The following is a 19,273-nucleotide window of genomic DNA, read 5'->3' as shown; positions in this document are numbered from 1 at the left end:
TCCTTAATATAGTGTATCGATCCATCGATAGCCTACTCCGTAAACAGTTTTTAAATGGTGATCAATAGGGAAATTTACTTTTCGTAATTTATCACGCAAATTACGAATATGTGAATCGACTGTTCTATCTTCTGTATTTGTATTTAATCCCCAAATTCGTTCAATGAGCTGATCACGGCTTAATACGTAGTTCACATGACGTAAAAATAATCCGAGTAAAGAGAATTCGATTGGAGTGAGAAGAAGTTCTTCATTATAGACAGAAACGAAATGCTTGGCCTCATCCCATAAAATGCCTTGATATTGGATTTGCGTACGTTGATTCGTTCGGCGTAAAACAGCTTCAATTCTTGCGAAAAGCTCTTCTTCATGGAAAGGTTTCGTTACGTAATCATCCGCTCCGAGTTTTAACCCTTGGATGACATCTACCGTTTGATCACGAGCAGTTACCATAATGATAGGAACGTTACTAAATGATCGAATTCTTTTGCACGTTTCCCATCCATCCATCTTTGGCATCATAATATCGAGTAAAACAAATTTGAAATTTCGATTTTCTATATGTGAAATAGCTTCTTCTCCGGACACTGCACATACGCAGTTATATCCGATTGGAGTAAGATAAAGTGTTAATAATTCAAGCATTCTCGGTTCATCGTCTACGAGTAGTATATCGATCATAGAGTACCTCCGCATTTGTAGTCATTATTTAAATTGTAAGTCAAAATCATGAAGAAATGGTGCAGATTATAATGCATCTGCATAATTTCTTCAGAATTGCTTGTTATTGTAAAGGTGAAATTCCATTTTAGGCAATAATATTGGCTCGAAAAAGATTAATACGGAGGCGATATAGTGAAAAAGATGACCCGAATTCTTGGGATAACAATAATTGCGGCAGCTGGTCTTGCGGCGTGTGGACAAACGAATACTGATCATAAAAATCATGAATCTACAAAAGAGAAGAAAACAGAGCAAAAGGAAATGAAAATGAATCAAGAGGTAACTGCGCCGAAAGAAATGAATAAAGGAGCAGCGAATGATTTATTAACGACAAGTTTAAAAAATGTAACGAGATTAAATACAAATGATCCTCTGCAAATGGCAGTGTTAACTTCGCAGACAATATGGCCAGCAACGCATAAAGAGAATCAGCCAGGCGCTATTATTTTAGTACCAGTAAACGAGTGGCAATTAGGTATTGCAAGTGCGGATCTTATTCATCATCCGAATAACGGACCGATTTTATTTATAGAAAAAGAAGCGGTACCCGAAATGACGTTAAAAGAAATAAAACGATTAAATCCGCTCGGAACGAAAGATGGAACGCAAATTATGGTGATGGGGGATGTAGAGGTATCTAGCCTAGAGCAATTAAAAGAATATAAAGTAAAGCAAATTAAAGAAACGGATCCAGCTAAATTTGCCAAAGATGTGGATAAAGAATATGCCGATATAACAGGAAATTATCCAAATAGCGTTATTATCGGTTCGTCTGAAGAAGAAGGACGTTTATATACAATACCAGCTGTAAATTGGATTTCTCATATGCCAGAACCTCTTCTATATACTGAAAAAAATAAAGTGCCAGAAGCGACAATAGAGGCATTAAAGACGAGAAAAGATAAAGCGAATATATATGTGTTAGGACCAGAAAAAATCGTTTCGAAAGAAGTAGAAAAAGAGTTAAGTAAATATGGGAAAGTAACGCGTATTAGTGGAGAGACTCCAGTAGAAAATTCTATTGCATTCGCGAAGTTTAAAGATAAAAAAACAAAATTTGGCTGGGGGTTCACAAAACCTGGTCACGGTTTGTCGTTTGTTTCGAGTAAAACACCAGACTTAGCAATTGCGGGAGCACCGTTTTCGCATATGGGGAAACATGCCCCTGTTGTTTTGCTTGAGGAAGGAAAAGCTTCACAACCAGTTTATAACTTCCTTGCTACTATTCAGCCGAAGTTTAAAGATAATCCAACACTTGGACCGTATAACCATGGTTTCCTATTAGGAAGTACAAGTGATATTTCATTTGAAACACAAGGTATATTGGATGAGAGGTTAGAGATTGTTCAGGAAAGTGGTAAGGGGCATGGTGGACATTAATGAAATGAGAAAAGACGCTACGAAGGTAGCGTCTTTTCTTTAGGAAACTTTTACATAGCACAACATCCTTTGCTCGTTATATAATAGCCTTCGTGCAGTCGGCCTTGATTTTCTTACGGAGAAAATCAAATGATAAAAGAGTAGAGGAGTGTTACTTTGTTTCAAACTATAAAAAATGAATGGTTCTCAAATATGAGAGGGGACGTGCTATCGGGGATTGTTGTTGCTTTAGCATTAATTCCTGAAGCGATAGCTTTTTCTGTTATTGCAGGTGTAGATCCGACCGTTGGGTTATACGCCGCTTTTTGTATTGCGGTTACAATTTCGTTTGTCGGCGGAAGACCAGGGATGATCTCGGCGGCAACGGGTGCGATGGCTTTATTAATGGTCACTCTTGTGAAGGATCACGGTTTACAATATTTATTTGCTGCGACAATAGTAACAGGTATTGTCCAAATTATTTTTGGAGTGTTCAAACTGAGTTCATTTATGAAGTTTGTTCCTAAATCCGTTATGAGTGGTTTTTTAAATTCACTTGGAATTTTAGTTTTTACAGCACAATTGCCACATTTTAAAAATGCAACTTGGCAAATGTATGCACTTGTCGCATTAGGACTTGCAATTATATATTTATTTCCACGTATTACGAAGGCTGTACCGTCTACACTGATTTCAATTATTATTGTGACAAGTATTGCACTTATGAGCGGATTACAGTTGAAAACAGTAGGGGATATGGGAAGCTTACCGAAAGAATTACCGTTCTTTAGTATTCCTGATGTGCCGTTTACACTTGAGACATTACGTATTATTTTACCGTACTCAGTTATGCTTGCAATTATCGGCTTACTAGAGTCATTATTAACAGCTTCAGTTTTAGATGATATGACACATACGGAAAGTAATAAACATAAGGAAGCACGCGGGCAAGGTATTGCAAACATTGTCGCTGGTTTTTTCGGAGGAATGGCAGGATGTGCAATGATTGGACAATCTGTTATTAACATTAAATCAGGTGGTCGAGGGAGATTATCGACGTTTGTAGCCGGTGGTTTTTTAATCGTATTGCTATTTGTTTTAGGTGATTACGTTGTGCATATTCCGATGGCTGCTTTAGTTGCTGTTATGATTATGGTTTCGATTGGGACGTTTGATTGGAACTCTGTAGCAACAATTCATAAAGTACCGAAGGGAAACGCATTTGTTATGATCGTAACAGTTGTGATTGTCCTAATTACACATAATTTAGGATTAGGTGTAATTATCGGAACGATAATTAGTGCTGTTTTATTTGCATTCAATATGGCAAAGATTCACGTGAAACATTTGTATATTGAAAATAAGAAAATATACGAAATTCACGGCCAACTATTTTTCGCGTCTACGGCAGAGTTTATAAATGCTTTTTCATACAATGAAGATGTGAAAGAAATTGAGATGAACTTTACTCATGCGCATGTATGGGATGATTCAGCAGTAGCGGCAATTGATAAAATTATAATGAAGTATAAACAAATTGATGTGAATGTAAGTATAACGGGATTAAATGAAAGAAGCTCGAAGATTGTTTCAAATTTAGCTACTTATAATAAGAGAATTGCTAGTTAGAAGCCTCCTTTTTAGGGGGCTTTATTATATAATACGAGTAGGATAACGAAAAGGGGATTCAGCATATGTACAAACAAATTTTATTAGCATGCGATGGTTCTGAACATGCACTTCGAGCAGCCGAGCATGCAACATATATTGCGAAATTTAACGAAGAGACACATGTTGAAGTTGTGTACGTAGTAGATAATAGAACGGCAAAGTCAGATATTATACAAGGACAAACGGATTTAGAAACAATATCAGCTAGTCGAAAAGATAAATTAAAAGAGATTGAGGGTTTATTAAAGAAAGAGAACATTCCCTACAAAATTACGATTCTACATGGCGATCCAGGAGATACGATTGTTCAATATGTAAATACAGGAGATATAGATCTTATTATTGCTGGGAGTAGAGGGCTAAATACACTGCAAGAGATGGTGCTTGGTAGTGTAAGTCATAAAATAGCAAAGCGTGTGAAATGTCCAGTTATGATTATAAAGTGAACTTTTAATCAGTGGGGGTTTTGTTCATCCCCACTGATTATTAGCCTTCACCAATCGGGCTTTTATGGGCAGCCCGATCCCCGCCTAACTTCGTTGCTTTCACTAAATTTTGAGGTGGGGGTCTTACTGCCCGGCGAATAGCGGGATAAAATAAGTTGAGTGAGATATTATGTAGTGTAAGCAGGACCTTGATATGATTCGAGGTCTTTTTTGATGTATAAAGGGGGAGAGCGTGGACATACTAGATATATAAGTTTAAAGGGAAATTGTTAACTTACAAATTTGTAAGTTAGTTGTCAGCGAAATCGATGTTATGAAAATTAGTCCATTGGTAAAATAAGAGTATCAAAGGGGAGATAGGGAGGATGAAAAAGATGAAAGCATTCCAAAATTTATCATATAGCCAAGGTGTGGGTCTTATTTGTTTAGGGGGATTTGCTGGATCTGTTACTTTAGCTGTTTTAATAAAGATGATTCATCAAATTTTTTGATTTTATAGTAGGGAAGGAATTGGTTGTTATAAATAGTAAGAAAAGGATTGTAAATAAAAAATAGCTCTTAGCATGTATGTAGATGCTAAGAGCTATTTGTATGATTATTTTTCTACTTCTGGCTTCTCACTTGTTACAGTAACGTCTTTCCAATGTGAAGTTATTTGATTTACTTCAGTGTTGACATCATAATTTTTTACGCGCTTATTAACACCTGTTAAATCAAATGTGTAATGAATTGGAATCATCGGTGCTTCGTCATGAATTAATTTTTGCCATTTATCGTATATTTCTTTACGATATTTTTCATCAGTAGCTTTTTCTGATAATCCTGCGTCTAATAACTTCGTATTTTCATCATTTACCCAGCGCTGGTAGTTGAATCCGGCATTTTTGCCCCATAGGCCAGAAAGGTCAGGGTCAGAGCCAGTATTCCAAGCACCAGAGAAAATATCAACCTTCGGATCATCTTTTTTAATCATATCACGCATAGCATTAAATTCGTGTAAGCGTCCATCAAGAAGTTCTACTTTTAAGCCGATATCTTTCCAAGATTGAATATAGAATTTTGCAAGTGGTTCACTTGTCTCACTACCGTTACTAGCTAGGAAGTTAATTTTAAATTCATTACCTTTTGGATCCTCACGGAATCCATCACCATTCTTGTCTTTATAGCCAGCTTCATCTAATAGTTTTTTCGCTTTATCTACATCTAAGTTATATGCGCCAACACTGTTATTATGGTACTTTGGCATAGATGGTGGAATTGGAGAGTTAGCTGGAACACGAAGTCCGTGATATACTTTTTCTCCTAATTTTTCTCTATCAATTGCATATGCCATCGCTTGACGTAAACGAACGTCTTTGAACTTATCGTTATCCATTACAGCTTCATTCTTTGCTTTGTCCATATGTCCGAACTTAAATCCGATATAAGTGTAAGCAAGGTCAGTTTTACCAATTAGTTGTGTGTTTTTTAATTTACTTACGTTCGGATATTGATCAGCAGTAATTGATGCAATATCAATATCACCTTTTTTCAGAGATGCACTAACAATAGATGGATTTACAACTTTTAATGTTACATTTTTTAGCTTAGGTTTGCCACCCCAGTAATCATCAAAGCGCTCATACTCAACTGATTCACCAGGAACGATTTTTTTCACTTTAAATGGACCGAATCCAATTGGATTTTGACGGATTTTATCTGATTCAGCTAGTTTTTCAATTGGTACATCACCTAAATATTTTTTAGGTGTAGGATATGTCCAAATACCAGTTTTCAGTGAAGGGTTTACTTCTTTATAAGTAATGGAAATTGTTTTTGGATCGACTACTTTAATACCAGAAATTTTGTCAGCTTTTCCAGTGTGATATTCTTCCATACCTTCAATCATTTGCATTTGTGTATCGTAACGAATACCTGTATATTTACTATTACCGATAATTAAGTAAGAATATTCTAAATCCTCAGCTGTTAAAGGGTTACCATCATGCCATTTTACATTATCTTTAATTTTAATTGTAATTGTTTTTTTATCTTCAGAAATTGTATAAGTTGCAGCACCTTCATTTGTAATTTCCCAGTTTTTATCTGTAGCTAATAATTGTTCATCAAAGAAATCCATAATTTCTGAATCTGGAGCAACTTCATACAATACTCTACTTAAAACACCAGCGAAAGGTGAATTTGAAACGAGTCCATAAGTTAATGATCCGTCTTTAATTTCTTTACCGTCATTTTTTACAGCAGCACTAAATTTATTTGTTTCTACTTTTTTTGTGTTTGCTTTTTTACTACTGCTATCAGCACCCCCACATGCAGATAGTAATAATGTTGAAGCAGCAAGTGTACTTAATACTTTGTACAGTTTTGGTTTGTTCATAACTTCTCCACCCCTTATCCTTTTCTTTGTCTCGCATCAGCCGCACGCTTTAACGCTTGACCAATAAAATTTATACACAGCATCAACACTAAAATCATGATTGATGCGGGTAACCAAATCCACCACTTTTCTTGCAATACATCTGGGTTAGTTGCGTAACTTACAAGTGTACCAAGACTTGGTGTGCTCTCTGGTAGACCGAAGCCTAAGTAAGTTAAACTAGATTCAATTCCGATGTTACCAGCAAGATTTAATGTAATATTTACGATGATAATAGAACTTAAATTAGGTAATATTTGCTGGAAGATTATTTTCCAATTTGGTGTTCCTAACGTTTTTGATGCAGATACGTAATCAAGTTCTTTCTCAGTCAATACTTTAGAACGTATCAGCCTTGCTTTTCCGACCCATAAGAAAGCGGTCATTATGAGAATAAATGTCGTAATATTGAAAGTTGGAACGAGTGAGATAAACACGATAACAATCATTAAGAATGGTAAAATCATCATAAAGTCGATAAAACGCATAATGATGTTATCGACAACTCCTCCAAAATAGCCAGCAATTAGTCCCATCGTAAGACCGATAAGGGTTGATAAAAGAGTGATAGCTAAACCAACTGTAAAGGAGTTACGTGTACCAATAATTAATTGTCCGAAAATATCGCGACCTCCATAATCAGTTCCTAACCAATGTTCAGCAGAAGGAGGATCATAAATGGCGAACAGATCGACTCGGACGATATCTTCTTGCTTCATAATAAATGAAGTTGCGTAAACGGCTATTAATATTAAAGCTAAAAAGAATAGAGAAAACATTGCTAGTTTATCTTTACGAAATTCTCGCCACATAATGGAGAAACCAGAAGGGCTCTTTTCGTAATGAATGACTTCAGTTTGTTTTTCAGGATTTGCTAACATAACGTTTCTTCACCTCCATTAATCAATACGAATACGTGGATCAACGATGCTTAGAATAATATCGGAAAGAAGAGTCCCGAGTAGCGTTGCGAATCCAGTAAATAATACAAGAGCAGTTACGACACTGAAATCACGTTGAGTGATAGATTGGAAAAATAGTTGTCCAATTCCTGGGTAGCCGAAAATATTTTCTAGAATAATAGAGCCCCCAACTAAACCTGTAATTTCATAGCCTAAAAATGCTGCGATTGGTAAAAATGAATTTCGTAAAATATGTCTGGAATATACTTTAGATTCTGGTACACCTTTTGCCTTTACCGTGCGTACAAAATCTTTATGTTTCGTATCGATAATTTCACTTCGTAAATATTGGACAGTTCCTACAGTTCCAATTAATGCCCCAGATAAAGCTGGTAAAATCATATGATTTAATTTACTTAAATAGTAATCAAATGATCCGGTTGCAACTTGTGGGGCAACGCTACCACTCGTAGGGAAAATTGGATATAAAAAGCCGAATAAGAATAACATTACTAATCCGAAAATAAACAGTGGTGTACCGAATCCTAAAAAGTTATATAGCGTAATGAGTCGATCAGCCCACGTATCATTCCAACGTCCACTTATAACTCCAAGTGGAATAGCAATTAAGTAAGTAAGAATAAGAATAAAAAGAGCTAACAGTATTGTATTGCCAAGACGTTCCCCAATAATATCTGTTACTTTTATTTTATGTGCGTAAGAAATACCGAAATCCCCTTGCATGGCATTTGAAATCCACCTTACATATTGAGTGGGAATAGGATCGTTTAAACCTAGTTTTTCACGTTGTTCTTCAATCACTTTTGGATCGGCTTTTGGATTTGCTAGTTCAGCGCCACTTAATGCATCACCTGGCATTGCCTTAGCCAGTGTAAAGACGAGTACGCTTAATATGAATAATTGCGGTATCATAACTAAAACCCGGCGTAATATAAATTTCCACATGTTTTATCACTCCCTTAAGGTAATGCCACCCGGTGAGTTGGCGAGATTGGTTTTAAATCGTAAGCACGTCCATTTTCATTGAAATAATTTTCGTAGGATTTCTCATACTCAGCGCTTACCTCACGACGCAATTTACGTTGTTGCTCGCGGTTTTCTGGACGAATATCAGGAATAGCTGATATTAGGCGCTTCGTATAGATGTGCTGTGGATTATTATAAATTTCAGCACTAGTTGCTTCTTCCACAATGCGTCCGCGATACATAACACCGATACGGTCACACATATGGCGAATTACACCTAAATCATGACTAATAAATAAGTATGTTAGTCCGAGTTCAGATTGTAAATCTTGTAAGAAGTTTAAAACTTGAGCTTGTACCGACACGTCAAGTGCAGATACAGGTTCATCTGCGATAATAAGCTTCGGTTTTAATGTAAGTGCGCGTGCAATACCAATCCGCTGTCTTTGTCCACCGGAAAATTCATGTGGGTATTTATAAATAGACTCTGGATTTAATCCAACTATACTAAGATACCCTTGAACGGTTCTACGTTCTTCATCAGGCGAGAGCTTCTCAAAATTCCGAAGAGGCTCGGCAATAATATCGAGAACACGTTTCTTCGGGTTTAGCGATGAATATGGATCTTGGAAAATCATTTGGATATCTTTTCGTTGTTCTCTTAACTCAGAGCGACTTAATTTCGTTAAATCCCTATTATTAAAATGAATGCTACCGCCTGTCGCTTTCGTTAAGTGCATAATTGCTTTACCCGTTGTTGACTTGCCGCTACCTGATTCACCAACGATTCCATATGTTTCACCAGGTTGTAATTCAAAGCTTACGCCATCGACAGCTCGTATATAATCTAATGTACGTCCGAAGAAACCGCCTTTAATTGGAAAGTGTACTTTTAAATCTTCTACTTTAAGCAGTGCCATGAGTTACGTCATCTCCTTTCTTATGTTGGAAGTTGAAGTGCTTATAGCAAGTACAACGTACCCAATGGTCTGGTTTTACTTCATGTAAAACAGGATTTTCCTCATGCTGATCTGGTCTAACCCACGGGATTCGGGCTTGGAATCGGCAACCTGTGCGAGGAAGCTTAGCTAACGAAGGAACCACGCCTTGAATTACATGCAGTTTTTCTTTTTCAGCATACGCAGATGGAATTGAGTTTAATAGAGAACGAGTATATGGGTGAAGAGGGTTATTAAAAATCTCTTCTACTGTTCCTGTTTCTACAACTTGTCCTGCATACATAACGACAATACGATCAGCTGTTTCGGCAACAACGCTTAAATCATGTGTAATTAAAATGATGCCCATTTTCGTTTGTTCTTGAATAGATTTTAGTAAGTCTAAAATTTGTGCTTGGATAGTTACGTCAAGAGCCGTTGTTGGCTCATCCGCAATAATGAGTGCTGGGTTACAAGCAATCGCAATCGCGATAACAATTCTTTGTCTCATTCCGCCAGATAATTCGTGAGGGTATTGTTTATATGTAAGTTCTGGTTTTGGAATACCAACTTGATGGAGTAGTTCTAAGGTGCGTTCTTTCTTTTCTGCTTTCGAAAGGTTTGTGTGGTAGTCTAAGTTTTCTTCGATTTGTTTTCCAACTGTCATAAGAGGATCGAGTGCTGTAAGAGGTTCCTGGAAAATCATACCGATGTTTGATCCGCGTACTTTATTCATCTCTGCGGTCGACATAGTAAGTAAATCCTTATCTCTATAGTTAAGTTGCCCTTGTAATTTTGTATTTGCTTCATTATGCAGTCGCATAATGGAAAGGGCAAGTGCACTTTTTCCGCAACCTGATTCACCAACTATCGCGACAATTTCATTTTCATGGACAGTTAACGAAACGTTATCAACTGCTGCATGATATTGATCTTGTATGCGAAAGGAAGTCTGTAAGTTTTCAATGCGAAGAAGTGGATTCTTCATGGTTATCCCTCCATCTTTTCTGAAAAGACTAAATATTTAGTATGTTGTTATTTTAATATAAAATGACAATGTTTGACAAGAGTAAATATTCAAAAATCTTTTTATATAGAGATGAGACGCAGTAATATAAGGATAAAAACCTTTTTAAAACGCTAACAATTATGGGTTGGATTGATAAATTATTTGTAATAAAAAAGTACTATATGTAGAAAAAAGAGAGACGTTCTGGAAAGAATTGTCTCTCTTTTTTTTGTAAGTATAATATTAGTGTTTAAGCTTGTTTTTGTTTTGCAGATCCTGTATTTAAAGTAAGAGCAAGGAAGAACATTGCAAGCACACAAGAAGCAAGTAGCAAAATGAATCCGCCGTCCCATCCGAATCCATCTACAATAAAGCCCATAGCTGCGCTAGCAAAAGTAGCTCCGCCTAGGTAACCGAAGAACCCAGTTAACCCAGCGGCAGTTCCAGCAGCTTTCTTTGGTGCTAAGTCAAGAGCGTGTAGGCCAATTAACATAACAGGTCCATAAATTAAAAATCCAATGGAAACAAGTGCGATACTATCAATGATTGGATGGCCAGCAGGATTTAGCCAGTAAACAAGAACGGCAATGAATACACCGACCATAAATAAAATACCAGCAGGTGCGCGGCGCCCTTTAAACAGTTTATCACTCATCCATCCGCAAAGAAGTGTACCTGGAATACCAGCCCATTCATATAGAGCGTAAGCTGTACGTGAGCTACTATGAGTAAAGCTTTTTTCTTCTACTAAATAAGTAGGAGCCCAGTCTACAACGCCGTAACGAACGAAATAAACAAAAACGTTAGCGATAGCGATGTACCATAAAAACTTATTGTTTAATACGTATTTAAATAAAATTTCCTTTACCGAAAGTTCGCGTTCACGGTCCGCTACTTTTTCATCTGATGGATATTCCCCAGTATGTTCTTCAATAGAAGGTAATCCGCAAGATTGAGGTGTATCTCTCATCGTAATTAATACATAAATCCCCACTAAAATTGAAAGAATACCTGGGAAGTAAAATATACTTTTCCAGTCATTTGCAAAGAAATATAAGCCTAATGTAACGAGAGAGGGCATAAGCGCGCCGCCGACATTATGAGCGACGTTCCAAATAGACATTTTTGTACCACGTTCACTAACGGAGAACCAGTGAACCATCGTACGACCACAAGGAGGCCATCCCATACCTTGTACCCATCCATTTAAAAACTGAAGTACAAACATAAGTATAATGCTCGTTGTAATGAAAGAAAATGAGCCGAAAATAATATTAATGATACCGGATAAAAATAGCCCAGCTGCTAAAAAGTAGCGAGGATTACAACGATCGGATACGATACCCATAAGAAATTTACTTAATCCGTAAGCGATAGATACTGCTGAAAGGATAACCCCAAGTTCCCCTTTACTAAAGCCTTGTTCGATTAAGTATGGCATTGCGAGTGAAAAGTTTTTTCGAACAAAGTAGTAACCCGCATAACCGATGAAGATGCCTAAGAATACTTGCAAACGCAATTTGCGGTATTCGCTATCAGTGCGATTAGCTGGTAAGCGTTCTGCGTGGGGCGCAGGTTTAAATAATTGTGTGAAAAACATAAAATGAAAATCCTCCCCTAATTAATTGGAAGCGTTTTAAGACAGAGAGAATACAAAAAGGCTATGAAATATAAAAAAGCTCCCTTTTTTATGATTCATAGCCGTATACTCCGATTCTCCGTGACTGTCAATATTAACTTCGACGAAAATTATACAACTTTGTGACAAGAATGTAAACGTTTTTATAAAGAAAGTTGTTGACGTAGTTTGTTTGTGGGGTTAATATTTAAATACATTAAATATTTTATTGCTTAAATAAGAGGTGGATAACATGCCAAATGATATGACTCATATTGATAAGATTCAAGCTCTTACATTCGCTATAGGAAAGAAAATGCAAACAGAGCTATTAGAACAAATGCAAGCATCAGGACTTACACCACCGCAGTTTTATATTTTAAAGATTTTAGATCATTACGGAGCTTCAAGAGCGACACAATTGGCGGAGAAAATGTACGTGAAACCGAGTGCGATTACAGTAATGATTGATCGTTTAATTGATCATGGGTTAGTAGAGCGCTATCACGACGATAATGATCGCCGCGTTGTTATCATTGAGCTAACTAAAAAGGGGAAAGCTACAGTAAAAGAAGCGATGGCGGCTCGTAATGAGCATATTGCAAAATACTTCTCACACTTAGAATTACAAGAGAGGGAAGATTTGTTACGCCTCTTTGAAAAGCTAGAAACAATTATTTGCGGGACACAAGAGAAAAAAGAGAAAAACTAAGAGGAATTGAGGAGATTACATGGAGCAACAAGAGAATCAGAATAGAAAGTTGTTGTTAATCGGTTTAGTAATCGCAATGCTATTTGCTGCATTGGACGGAACAATCGTTGGTACAGCAATGCCGCGTATCGTCGGTGAACTAGGCGGATTAAGTTTAATGACATGGTTAACAACAGCTTATATGTTAACATCAACAACGGTTGTACCGATTGCAGGTAAATTAGCGGATTTACTTGGACGTCGTAACGTATATATAGCAGGATTAATTATCTTTATGGTTGGTTCAGCGTTATGTGGTATGGCAAACGGTATGACAGAATTAATTATTTTCCGTGGTATTCAAGGTCTTGGTGGCGGTATTATGATGCCAATGGCTATGATTATTATCGGAGATATGTTCACGGGAAAAGAACGTGCTAAATGGCAAGGGATTTTTGGCGCTTTATACGGTCTTGCTTCTGTAATTGGACCACAAGTTGGTGGTTGGATTGTAGACGCAGTGAACTGGAGATGGGTATTCTACATTAACTTACCAGTTGGTATTTTAGCGACAATCTTTATTGCAATGGGATTAAAAGCACATAAACAAACAGGACCAATTAAAATTGATATCGCTGGAATCTTCACGATGATTCTCGGTGTTGTAAGTTTATTACTTGCGTTAACGTTTGGCGGGAAAGATTATGCATGGGGATCTTGGCAAATTATCGGGTTGTTTGCACTAGCTGCCATTGGTATTGTTAGCTTTGTTATCGTTGAAACGAAGGCTGAAGAACCAATTTTACCGATGCACTTCTTTAAAAACCGCACATTTACACTACTGAATGCGATCGGTTTCTTTATGAGTATCGGAATGTTTGGAGCAATTATGTTCGTACCGTTCTTTATGCAAGGAATTGTAGGCGTAAGTGCTGCTGAATCAGGAACAATTATGACACCGATGATGATTACAATGATCGTTATGAGTATTATCGGTGGTCAACTTGTATTAAAAATTGGTGTGAAACCACAAATTATTACAGGGATGCTTATTATGGCTGGTGGTTTCTGGCTATTAACAACGATGGATATGCATACAACTAAGCTTACCGCTACTTCTTATATGATGGTTATCGGTTTAGGAATGGGTCTTGTTATGCCGATATTAACATTAGCATTACAAGAAAGCTTCCCGAAAAAAGATCTTGGCGTTGTAACATCATCAAGTCAATTCTTCCGTCAAATCGGTGGAACTTTTGGGATTACAATTTTAGGATCAATTATGAATAACACTTCAGGTACAACGTTAACAAATAAATTAGTACCTGTATTAGACACATTCCCAAAAGAAGCGGGACAAATGGTAACAAAATTTAAAGATATGATTCATACAGATCCACAAAGTTTATATTCTATGCTATTTAGTCCAGAGGCATTAAAACAAATGCCAGAAGCATTTTCTAATAGCATCGTACCAATTTTGAAAAGCTCTTTAGTGGACTCACTTCATACTGTATTCTTAACAGGATTGGTATTTATCATAGTAGGTGCTATCTTTACGATTTTCTTACAGAAAATTAAACTGTCTGACCGTAAAAAAGGTGCTGAAGAGCCTGCTGTAGAAGAGAAAGAACAAACGGTATCATATTCGTAATGAAAAAGCATCGCCTTATGGCGATGCTTTTTTGAGTATAACCTTAAAAGCTTTTTAGTGAGAAATGATTGACGTATTTTTATAAATGCGTTATATTATTTTCTGTAAACGGTTACATGAAATGAGGAGAAAAGAGAATGAGTACGATTAAAGACGTTGCAAAATTAGCAGGGGTATCTGTTGCGACCGTTTCCAGAGTGTTAAATAAAAATGGATATGTTCATGAGGATACATTAAAAAAAGTAGAGCGAGCAATTGAAATGCTAGATTATAAACCTAGTACAGTAGCACGTTCTTTATACAATAAAAAATCTCGTTTAATTGGCTTAGTTGTTCCAAATATCGTGAATCCATTCTTTCCAGAAGTTGCACGTGCCGTAGAAGATGTAGCATATAAGCAAGGTTACACAGTTGTCCTTTGTAACTCTGATGAAAGTTTAGAAAAAGAGAAACAATACATTGATGTGCTTAGACAAAATAATGTGGATGGGTTTATTGTGGCAACGAATCCACAAAATAGTGTTAATTACATGAATTTGTCTATTCCAGTTGTTGCGATTGACCGTATGTTTAATGAGCGCATTCCTACTGTATATGCAGATAACTATGCAGGGAGTCAGGCAGCGACAAAGTTATTAATAGACAAAGGGTGTAAACATATTGCACATATTCGCGGACCGCGTGATGTGAGCACAGCTAATGAACGTTTTGAAGGTTTTGTAGACGTTATTACGCAAAATAATCTTTCTTATATGATTGCAGAGAGTACATTCGATCCAGCTAATAGTGAACAGGTCACGGTGGAATTATTGGAAGAATATCCGCATATTGATGGAATTGTTGCTGGGAATGATTTAATTGCAATCGGCGTTGTAAAGGCTGCACTTCAAAAGGGAATTTCTATTCCAGAAGAGCTACAAATTATCGGATTCGATGGAATTTCTTTAACAGAAATGATGTATCCATCTATTACAACTGTTGCACAGCCAATTTATGAAATGGGGAAAGTTGCAACAGAATTGTTGTTAGAGCAGATGGAAGGAAATCCATTAGAAGAGAAACACTATCGTTTACCGATTGAAATTATAGAACGAAATACAACGAAGTAAGGAGATGAGACAGATGCCAAATATTGCAGTAGTAGGTAGTATTTCAATGGACTTAGTGGCTGTTTCAAAAATACGGCCGAAAGCAGGAGAAACGGTAATTGGTGAAGCGTTTCATACGATCCCAGGTGGAAAAGGGGCCAACCAAGCAGTTGCTGCAGCTAGATTGGGAGCAAATGTAGCGATGGTTGGTGCAGTAGGAAATGATGATTACGGAACAGTAGTTAGAAAAAATTTAGAGAACGAACGTGTTTTTATCGACTATGTGGTACCGGTTACAGATAGAACGACAGGAATTGCTCATATCGTTTTAGCGGAAGAGGATAACAGTATTGTTGTTGTGCAAGGGGCAAATGCTCTTGTAAATGAGTCGATTGTAGATCGTTCAAAAGACCTTCTTGTAAAAGCTGATATGGTTGTTCTTCAACTAGAGATTCCGCTTGAAACAGTAAAATACGTTCTGTCTATTTGTGAGGAGCATAAAATTCCAGTTATGCTGAATCCGGCTCCAGCACAATTTTTATCAGAAGATATTTTAGAAAAAGCGACTTATATTACGCCGAATGAACATGAATGTCGCATCGTATTAAATGATTTCACATCACCAATTGAAGAGTTACTTGCGAAATATCCAAATAAGCTATTGATGACGGAAGGGTCTAACGGTGTTCGATTCCATAATGGAATGGAAGTTGTTCAAGTTCCAAGTATTGCTGTAGATGTAGTAGATACGACTGGAGCAGGTGATACATTTAACGGTGCATTAGCAGTTGCGCTTTCTGAAGGAGTAACACTTCAAAAGGCAATTCGTTTTGCAAATATTGCTGGTGGTCTTTCCGTAACGAAACTTGGGGCACAGGGCGGTATGCCAACGAGAGAGAGAGTACGTGAAGTGCAGGTGATTGTTGGATGAAAAAGCACGGTGTATTAAATAGTGAAATCGCGGCAGTCCTTGCTTCACTTGGACATACAGATACGATTGTAATTGCTGATTGCGGGTTACCTATTCCTGATGGAGTAAAACGAATTGATTTAGCAGTTGAAATTGGAAAACCTAGTTTTTTAGACGTATTACAAGTTGTTGCTGATGATATGGCAATTGAAAAAGTGACGTTAGCAGAAGAAGTTATTATGAATAATGCAGAGGTAAATAAAGAAGTTGAGATGCGATTAATAGAGCCAGCATTTGAATATGTGTCTCATAAGGAATTTAAAGAGCATACAAAGAGAGCGAAGGCGATTATTCGTACAGGAGAAGCAACGCCTTATGCGAATGTTATTTTACATGCAGGCGTGATTTTTTAATAAAGGGATGTGATGAGAATGCATATTGAAATGAAGAACATTTCAAAAGCGTTCAGTGGTAATCCTGTTCTAAAAAACGCACAGTTTATGATTGAAACAGGAGAAGTCCATGCATTGATGGGGGAAAATGGAGCGGGGAAATCGACGCTCATGAAGATTCTAACAGGTGTATATAAAAAAGACAGTGGAACAGTCACAATTGATGGACAAGAACGAACTTTTAAAAATGCGAAAGAAGCGGAAGAGTACGGTATTGCATTTATCCATCAAGAGTTGAACATATTACCGAATTTAACGGTAGCTGAAAATATGTTTCTTGGAAAAGAGTTAATGTATGGGAAAACGGGCATTTTACGTACGCGTCAAATGAATGCGATTGCCCAGCAGCAATTGGAAGATCTTGGTCTACATGTGAGAGGTGCTATGCTAGCAGGTGAACTATCAGTTGGACAACAGCAAATTATTGAAATTGCTAAAGCATTAATGACAAATGCAAGTGTTATTATTATGGATGAGCCTACAGCAGCATTGACTGATCGCGAAATTGAAACGCTGTTTATTGTTATTAATAAATTACGTAAAGAGGGCGTTTCATTCGTTTATATTTCACACCGGATGGAAGAAATTTTTTCAATATGTGATGCAATTACGATTTTGCGTGATGGAGAATATGTAGGGAAGAGATTAATTCCGGAAACATCATTTGATGAAGTAGTTAGCATGATGGTGGGCCGCAGTATTGGTGAACGTTATCCAGAACGAAATAGTCAAATTGGCGAAGTGATTTTTGAAATGCGTAACGGAACGAAAAAGGGGAAATTTGAAAATGTTTCGTTTCAAGTTAGAAAAGGTGAAATCCTTGGTGTTGCGGGCTTGATGGGAGCTGGTCGCACGGATATTATGAAAGCAATATTTGGATATGAACCGCTTGATTCAGGACAAATTTTTATGAATGGACAAGAAGTAAAAATTGATAGTCCGATTGATGCGATTAGACAACGAATTGCCTTTATTACAGAGGATAGAAAATCTGAAGGGCTTGTGTTAGATTTTTCGATTCGTGAAAATTTAGCTTTACCAAATTTAGAAAGTCTTTCAAAGGGAAGCGTTGTTAATAAAGGTTTAGAACAGCAATTTACAGAGGATATGATGAAGCTTCTTAATGTGAAAGCAGCAAACGGAGAGCAAGCTGTAAAATCTCTTTCTGGTGGAAATCAACAAAAGATTGTAATTGCAAAATGGCTAGGTATTCATCCGCAGTTACTCATTTTAGATGAACCAACGAGAGGTGTAGATGTTGGGGCTAAAAAAGAAATTTACTCTATTATGAATAAGCTTACCGAGCAAGGAGATGCCGTTATTATGGTATCGTCTGAGCTTCCAGAAGTTTTAGGAATGAGTGATCGAGTTCTCGTCATTCATGAGGGGAAAATCGGTGGTATTTTAGAGAAGGATCAGGCATCACAAGAGTCTATTATGGCACTAGCTACAGGGGGAGAGTAAGATATGGCTAAAAAGGGGAATGTATTACAACAACTTGGTTCTTTAATTGGATTAGTATTAATTATCGTAGTAATTACAGCTTTAAATCCAGCATTTATTGAAATTCCAAATTTATTTAATATACTGCGCCAAGTATCGATTAATGCACTCATTGCATTTGGAATGACCTTCGTTATTTTAACAGGGGGTATTGACTTATCGGTAGGTTCTATCTTAGCATTATCAAGTGCACTTGTTGCCGGAATGATGGCAAGTGGCATGGATCCGTTCCTTGCAATGGTAGTTGGATTATTAGCAGGTCTTGCAATGGGGATTGTAAACGGTATCATTATTGCGAAGGGAAAAGTAGCTCCGTTTATTGCAACTTTAGCAACAATGACTATTTTTCGCGGGTTGACGCTTGTTTATATGGACGGACGTCCGATCACTGGTCTTGGTGATCATTTAATGTTCCAAATGTTTGGCCGTGGTTATTTCCTTGGTATTCCTGTGCCAGCCGTTACAATGATGATCGCTTTTGCAGTACTGTACTTTATTTTAAAGAAAACAACGTTTGGTCGCCGTACGTTTGCGATTGGTGGAAATGAAGAAGCCGCAGCTTTATCAGGTATTAATGTTACGAGAATTAAAGTAATGATTTACGGTCTTTCCGGAATTTTGGCAGCGCTTGCAGGTATTGTCTTAACATCAAGGTTAGATTCTGCACAGCCGACTGCTGGTACTTCTTACGAATTAGATGCAATTGCTGCAGTTGTGTTAGGAGGAACGAGTCTTTCTGGCGGAAGAGGATGGATTGTTGGTACATTCATCGGTGTGCTTATTATTGGTGTACTAAATAACGGTTTAAATTTATTAGGTGTATCTTCTTTCTTCCAACAAGTCGTAAAAGGACTTGTAATCTTACTAGCTGTACTAATTGATCGTCGAAAAGAAGCGTAATGGAGG

18 protein-coding genes are annotated in these 19,273 nt (G+C 37.1%); 11 read left to right on the top strand and 7 right to left on the bottom strand.

Annotated features, from left to right (window positions below; all coding sequences use genetic code 11):
* Positions 1-3 precede the first annotated feature (3 nt).
* Positions 4-681, bottom strand: a complete 678-nt coding sequence (locus tag QCI75_RS23565; protein ID WP_144506929.1) for a response regulator transcription factor — start codon at positions 679-681, stop codon at positions 4-6.
* A 174-nt stretch (positions 682-855) separates the two neighbouring features.
* Between QCI75_RS23565 and QCI75_RS23560 the strand changes: the two genes are divergently transcribed.
* The 4 genes from QCI75_RS23560 (at position 856) to QCI75_RS23545 (ending at position 4,690) form a co-directional block, all read left to right on the top strand.
* Complete coding sequence (locus QCI75_RS23560; RefSeq protein WP_144506928.1) at positions 856-2,103, top strand: cell wall-binding repeat-containing protein; 1,248 nt, start codon at positions 856-858, stop codon at positions 2,101-2,103.
* A 156-nt stretch (positions 2,104-2,259) separates the two neighbouring features.
* Positions 2,260-3,711: a SulP family inorganic anion transporter gene (locus tag QCI75_RS23555; RefSeq protein WP_353761275.1), complete on the top strand. Its 1,452-nt coding sequence runs from the start codon at positions 2,260-2,262 to the stop codon at positions 3,709-3,711.
* A gap of 65 nt (positions 3,712-3,776) precedes the next feature.
* Positions 3,777-4,199: a universal stress protein gene (locus QCI75_RS23550; RefSeq protein ID WP_044444492.1), complete on the top strand. Its 423-nt coding sequence runs from the start codon at positions 3,777-3,779 to the stop codon at positions 4,197-4,199.
* 365 nt (positions 4,200-4,564) lie between these two features.
* The gene (locus QCI75_RS23545; protein ID WP_144506927.1) at positions 4,565-4,690 is read left to right on the top strand and encodes a DUF4027 family protein; all 126 of its coding nucleotides are present in this window, start codon (positions 4,565-4,567) and stop codon (positions 4,688-4,690) included.
* A 104-nt stretch (positions 4,691-4,794) separates the two neighbouring features.
* Here QCI75_RS23545 and opp4A read toward each other — a convergent pair whose 3' ends face one another.
* From opp4A to glpT, 6 genes are all read right to left on the bottom strand, one after another.
* Positions 4,795-6,576 carry an oligopeptide ABC transporter substrate-binding protein gene (gene opp4A, locus QCI75_RS23540; protein ID WP_144506926.1) on the bottom strand — a complete coding sequence of 594 codons (1,782 nt, stop codon included), beginning with the start codon at positions 6,574-6,576 and terminating at the stop codon, positions 4,795-4,797.
* A gap of 14 nt (positions 6,577-6,590) precedes the next feature.
* On the bottom strand, positions 6,591-7,496 hold the full coding sequence (locus QCI75_RS23535) for an ABC transporter permease (protein WP_000880731.1): 906 nt from the start codon (positions 7,494-7,496) through the stop codon (positions 6,591-6,593).
* Between the two features lie 18 nt (positions 7,497-7,514).
* Entirely contained in the window at positions 7,515-8,483 is a 969-nt protein-coding gene (gene opp4B / locus QCI75_RS23530) for an oligopeptide ABC transporter permease (protein ID WP_353761274.1), read from the bottom strand.
* 14 nt (positions 8,484-8,497) lie between these two features.
* Positions 8,498-9,424: an ABC transporter ATP-binding protein gene (locus QCI75_RS23525; RefSeq protein ID WP_353761272.1), complete on the bottom strand. Its 927-nt coding sequence runs from the start codon at positions 9,422-9,424 to the stop codon at positions 8,498-8,500.
* A complete protein-coding gene (locus QCI75_RS23520) occupies positions 9,411-10,430 on the bottom strand; it encodes an ABC transporter ATP-binding protein (RefSeq protein WP_016126562.1) in 1,020 nt (339 codons plus the stop codon). Before QCI75_RS23520 ends, QCI75_RS23525 begins: the two co-directional genes overlap by 14 nt.
* A 271-nt stretch (positions 10,431-10,701) precedes the next feature.
* The gene (glpT, locus tag QCI75_RS23515) at positions 10,702-12,051 is read right to left on the bottom strand and encodes a glycerol-3-phosphate transporter (protein WP_353761270.1); all 1,350 of its coding nucleotides are present in this window, start codon (positions 12,049-12,051) and stop codon (positions 10,702-10,704) included.
* Positions 12,052-12,322: 271 nt separating this feature from the next.
* Between glpT and QCI75_RS23510 the strand changes: the two genes are divergently transcribed.
* From QCI75_RS23510 to QCI75_RS23480, 7 genes are all read left to right on the top strand, one after another.
* Complete coding sequence (locus tag QCI75_RS23510; RefSeq protein WP_144506922.1) at positions 12,323-12,781, top strand: MarR family winged helix-turn-helix transcriptional regulator; 459 nt, start codon at positions 12,323-12,325, stop codon at positions 12,779-12,781.
* 19 nt (positions 12,782-12,800) lie between these two features.
* A complete protein-coding gene (locus QCI75_RS23505; protein ID WP_144506921.1) occupies positions 12,801-14,414 on the top strand; it encodes an MDR family MFS transporter in 1,614 nt (537 codons plus the stop codon).
* 137 nt (positions 14,415-14,551) lie between these two features.
* Positions 14,552-15,523 (top strand): ribose operon transcriptional repressor RbsR, encoded by a 972-nt coding sequence (gene rbsR / locus QCI75_RS23500; protein ID WP_144506920.1) that lies wholly within the window; start codon positions 14,552-14,554, stop codon positions 15,521-15,523.
* A gap of 13 nt (positions 15,524-15,536) precedes the next feature.
* On the top strand, positions 15,537-16,433 hold the full coding sequence (gene rbsK / locus QCI75_RS23495; RefSeq protein ID WP_144506919.1) for a ribokinase: 897 nt from the start codon (positions 15,537-15,539) through the stop codon (positions 16,431-16,433).
* Positions 16,430-16,825 carry a D-ribose pyranase gene (rbsD, locus tag QCI75_RS23490; protein ID WP_098779609.1) on the top strand — a complete coding sequence of 132 codons (396 nt, stop codon included), beginning with the start codon at positions 16,430-16,432 and terminating at the stop codon, positions 16,823-16,825. The genes rbsK and rbsD overlap by 4 nt, the downstream gene beginning before the upstream one ends.
* Positions 16,826-16,843: 18 nt before the next feature.
* Entirely contained in the window at positions 16,844-18,328 is a 1,485-nt protein-coding gene (gene rbsA, locus QCI75_RS23485) for a ribose ABC transporter ATP-binding protein RbsA (protein ID WP_144506918.1), read from the top strand.
* Between the two features lie 3 nt (positions 18,329-18,331).
* Positions 18,332-19,267 (top strand): ABC transporter permease subunit, encoded by a 936-nt coding sequence (locus QCI75_RS23480; protein WP_002029798.1) that lies wholly within the window; start codon positions 18,332-18,334, stop codon positions 19,265-19,267.
* Positions 19,268-19,273: the final 6 nt, after the last annotated feature.

This window comes from Bacillus cereus group sp. RP43 (genome assembly GCF_040459645.1).
GTDB lineage: Bacteria > Bacillota > Bacilli > Bacillales > Bacillaceae_G > Bacillus_A > Bacillus_A mycoides_C.
Note: the sequence above shows the minus strand (reverse complement) of the source record. Positions and strands in the feature narration are given on the sequence as shown.